The 4034-nt window shown below is 64.4% G+C and carries 4 protein-coding genes; 2 read left to right on the forward strand and 2 right to left on the reverse strand.

Features of this window, described 5'->3' with window-relative positions; all coding sequences use genetic code 11:
• The first annotated feature begins 199 nt into the window (after positions 1–199).
• Positions 200–1831 (forward strand): exodeoxyribonuclease VII large subunit, encoded by a 1632-nt coding sequence (xseA, locus tag EN879_RS26725; RefSeq protein WP_063170124.1) that lies wholly within the window; start codon positions 200–202, stop codon positions 1829–1831.
• Positions 1832–1835: 4 nt separating this feature from the next.
• Positions 1836–2954, forward strand: a complete 1119-nt coding sequence (locus EN879_RS26730) for a P1 family peptidase (protein WP_063170123.1) — start codon at positions 1836–1838, stop codon at positions 2952–2954.
• Positions 2955–3024: 70 nt separating this feature from the next.
• Here the strand turns inward: EN879_RS26730 and EN879_RS26735 are convergent, their stop codons facing one another.
• Both EN879_RS26735 and EN879_RS26740 read right to left on the reverse strand, forming a co-directional pair.
• Positions 3025–3336, reverse strand: coding sequence for a hypothetical protein (locus EN879_RS26735; RefSeq protein WP_224675447.1), 312 nt, complete (start codon positions 3334–3336; stop codon positions 3025–3027).
• Between the two features lie 414 nt (positions 3337–3750).
• On the reverse strand, positions 3751–4034 hold a 284-nt coding region (locus EN879_RS26740), incomplete at its 5' end, for a succinylglutamate desuccinylase/aspartoacylase family protein (protein ID WP_206521009.1).

The raw sequence follows: 4034 nt of genomic DNA on the forward strand, positions 1-4034 counted from the left end.
GCCTGGACAACATCTCGGTGCCGGTCGGCGAAGACCCCGGAACGTTCGATTTCGCAGCGCTCGCCTTCACCAAGCTGCGGCGAACCAAGCCGAACCAGATCCTGCCCGGCTGGTAGGCAGGGCCAGGTGTGCGGGTTATGAACGGCTGGCCCGACGCAACCGCCTTGACGCGGGCGCCCAACCGTTCCCCAATCGACGGATGAGCGAAGTAGCATCCGAATCACGCACCAACGCCGCCGAATATACGGTGAGCGAGATTTCCGGCGCGCTGAAGCGCACGGTCGAGGACGTTTTCGGCAATGTGCGGGTGCGTGGCGAGATATCAGGCTATCGCGGGCCGCATTCCTCAGGTCATGCCTATTTCGCGCTGAAGGACGACCGCGCGCGGCTCGACGCCGTGGTGTGGAAAGGCACGATGAGCCGGCTGAAGTTCCGTCCCGAAGAGGGCATGGAGGTGATCGCCACCGGCAAGCTCACCACCTATCCCGGCAAATCCAACTACCAGATCGTCATCGACAATCTGGAGCCGGCTGGCGCCGGCGCCCTGATGGCGCTGCTGGAGGAGCGCAAGCGGCGGCTGCAGGCCGAGGGGCTGTTCGACACCGGTCGCAAGCGGCTGCTGCCGTTCATGCCGTGCGTCATCGGCGTCGTCACCTCGCCGACAGGGTCCGTCATCCGCGACATCATCCACCGCATCAAGGACCGCTTTCCGCTGCATGTCCTGGTCTGGCCGGTGCGCGTGCAAGGCGAGACGTCAGGCGCGGAAGTGACTGCCGCGGTCAACGGCTTCAACGCGCTGGCATGGGATGGCGCCATCCAGCGGCCCGATCTGTTGATCGTTGCGCGTGGCGGCGGCAGCCTCGAAGACCTCTGGGGGTTCAACGACGAGGCGCTCGCCCGCGCGGTTGCCGCTTCCGGCATTCCGGTGATCTCGGCTGTCGGCCACGAGACCGATTGGACGCTGATCGACCTCGTTGCCGACGTGCGAGCGCCGACACCGACAGGCGCGGCCGAAATCGCCGTGCCGGTGAAGGCCGACCTCGAAGCAACGCTTGCCAGCCTCGGTGCGCGGCTGAAAGCGGCGGTGCTGCGCAATTTCGAGCGCAAGCGGCAGGCCGCCCGTGCCGCCGCCCGGGCTCTGCCCTCGCCCGATCAATTGCTGGCGCTGCCGCGCCGGCGCCTCGATGAGGCGACATCCAGGCTGGGCCGGGGCCTGTTGGTCTCCACCGAACGCAAGCGTGCAAGGTTTTTTGCCGTGAAACTGACACCGGCAATGCTGTCGCAGCGCATTGCAGAGGCCCGGCGCACCAACGAACGCAATCTTTTGCGAGCACAAGGGGCACTGCGTGCGATGGCAAGAGCCCGGCGTGCGGAGCTTAACCGGGCGGCGGATCAATTGCCAAAATGTGCCAGGGCATCGCTGCAGCGGCACAAGCAGCAACTGGCCATGCTGCAAGGCCGCATCACGATCGAGCCGACGGCACGGCGGCAACGCGTGCAGAGGGATTTGCTGACAGCTTTGACAAGACGCGGCACGCAAGCAGTGGTGCTCAGGCTGGAGCGCCTGCGCGGCCGCATCGTCCAGGCCGACAGGTTGATGGCGTCGCTGTCGCACAAGGCCGTCCTGGCCCGCGGCTTTGCGCTGGTGAGAGATGCGGATGGCACCGTCGTCAAGCAGGCTGCCGACGTGGCGTCGGGAATGGCGCTTTCGCTCGAGTTCGCCGACGGGACCGCCGATGCGGTGGCAATCAGCGGCACGGCAAAACCGAAAGCCGTGGCCAAGCCGGCGGCCAAGGCCAAAGAGCCTGGCAATCAGGGATCCCTATTCTGACACCATGACCGACAATCCGCATCATCTGGCAACGCCCTCAGGCAAACCGCGCGCGCGAAATTTCGGCATCGGCTTCGACGGACGGCCTGGACCGTTCAACGCGATCACCGATGTGCCCGGCGTCGCGGTCGGCTATGCGACGCTGATCTCGGGCGATGGCGCGCTTGTCGTCGGCAAGGGACCGGTGCGCACCGGCGTGACCGCGATCCTGCCCAGGCCGCTTGCCGACCTCGCCAACCCGGTCTTCGCCGGGATCTTCAGCCAGAACGGAAACGGCGAACTGACCGGCTCGCACATCGTCGAGGAAACCGGCGCTTTCAACTTCCCGATCACCATCACCAACACGCATTCCTGCGGTGTTTCCCGCGACGGCACGCTGCGCTGGATGCAAAGCGTGCTGCCGGCGGCGCTCGACAGCGGCTGGGGACTGCCGGTGGCGGCGGAGACCTATGACGGCTTCCTCAACGACATCAACGGCCACCATTTGACGTCGGAGCATGTTGCGCAGGCCCTCGACGGTGCCGCCGGCGGACCGATCGAGGAAGGCAGCGTCGGCGGCGGCACCGGCATGATCACCTTCGGCTTCAAGGCCGGCTCCGGCACGGCATCGCGCATCGTCGAATGGCACGGCCGTGCCTATACGGTCGGCGCCTTCGTGCAGTCCAATTTTGGCAAACGGCGCAATATAACCATTCGCGGCCTGCGCGCCGGGCCGCAACTCGTCGAACCGGCTGTCCGCGAAGGCACACCGCGCGCCGAAAAGGGTTCGATCATCGCCGTCATCGCCACCGACGCACCGTTCCTGCCGCATCAGATGAAGCGGCTGGCCCGACGGGTGCCGCTTGGCGTCGCCATGACCGGAGGCTTCGGGTATCACAGTTCAGGCGACATTTTCATCGCCTTCTCGACCGCCAATGCGAGCGCCGCGCGGGCGCCATCCGGCCGCATCGCCAGTGCCGATTTTATTCCCGATACCGACATCGATCCGTTTTTCGATGCGGTGATCCAGACCGTAGAGGAAGCAATCCTCAACGCGCTGGTTGCCAATGACGATATGACCGGACGGGACGGGAATTTCGTGCCGGCGCTGCCGAAGACGTGGCTGAAGGAGACCTTTGGCTGAAGACAAAAACGCGGGCCAGAAGCCCGCGCTGCAACAATGTCGCCGCTATGCGATCATTCGGCGGCTTTGATCATTCCGCGGCTTTTCTGGGGGCCTGCTGGCTTTCTTCGGCCTCGGCCGCTTCCTCAAGCCGGGATGCGATAAGTTCCTGGATATCGCCGACTTCTTCCTGGATATCCTCCAGCGGAATGCCGACCTCGGCCGCCTCGGCGGCGCACTCCTTGGCCAAGGTTTCGGCCTGCTTGTCGATCCTTGCCTGGGAGGATTGGCAATGGACCTTTTCGCCGATCCATCCCCGCAAGAATTCGATGGCGTGTTCGCTCATACTGCTGTTCCCTGGCGGCAAAGCCGGTTGGTAATCATAAACGTCGACATCCCGCAAAGGATGCATGTCCCCATTCCAGCCGAGTCGCGGTCAGCCGGCAAGCCAATGCCGTCCAAGGTCCACAGAGCCATAGGAAATCGAGGGGTCAAGGGCATTTTCTGATTCTGGAGGGGTCGGTACCGTTGGCTGGGTCACACCCAGCGCTGCGCCACTGTTTCTATTTGCTTTTTTCCGGTTTCCGAGCCGATTTCCGTCACAATAGATGGCGCAAAACACTACACATTCACAGTTGCTTCGAGGTGCTGCCCTCGGGCGCGCGGGTCGAAGCCGCCGCTATATAGTGACATCCTCCTGCAATGTCGACTCCGCCCGCTATCCTGCTTCTTTCCGCCGCGCCGAAGGGCTCCGCGACGGACGCAGAACAAGTGACGATGGACCCGAACCGGGTGGAGCAGGCCCCGGCGGAGCCGCTCAGACGTGCACAGCCACCACCGCCGCGCAGTCGCCGGCCTTAACCAGCCCGGGGAAATGCCGCGCCGCAAGCATGCCCGACATTTTTGCCCGGATCTCCTGCGGAGCGACGCCGGTGCGGCCGGTGGAATGAATGCGCGCCAGCACCGAGCCTTCTTTGACGGGCTCACCGAGATCGACCATGGTTTCGATCATGCCGTCGTCTTCGGCGAACGAGAAACAATCGCCCGACGGCATGTCGAGCCACTGGGTTCGAGTCTTCTCGACCGCACCATCTACAATGC

It is taken from the genome of Mesorhizobium sp. M7A.F.Ca.AU.002.02.1.1 (assembly GCF_003998535.1).
Lineage (GTDB): Bacteria > Pseudomonadota > Alphaproteobacteria > Rhizobiales > Rhizobiaceae > Mesorhizobium > Mesorhizobium ciceri.

What these genes read in the sequence shown, in the direction of transcription:
- xseA (WP_063170124.1), top strand. Translation starts at nt 200, where the DNA reads ATGAGCGAAGTAGCATCCGAATCACGCACCAACGCCGCCGAATATACG.
- EN879_RS26730 (WP_063170123.1), top strand. Translation starts at nt 1,836, where the DNA reads ATGACCGACAATCCGCATCATCTGGCAACGCCCTCAGGCAAACCGCGC.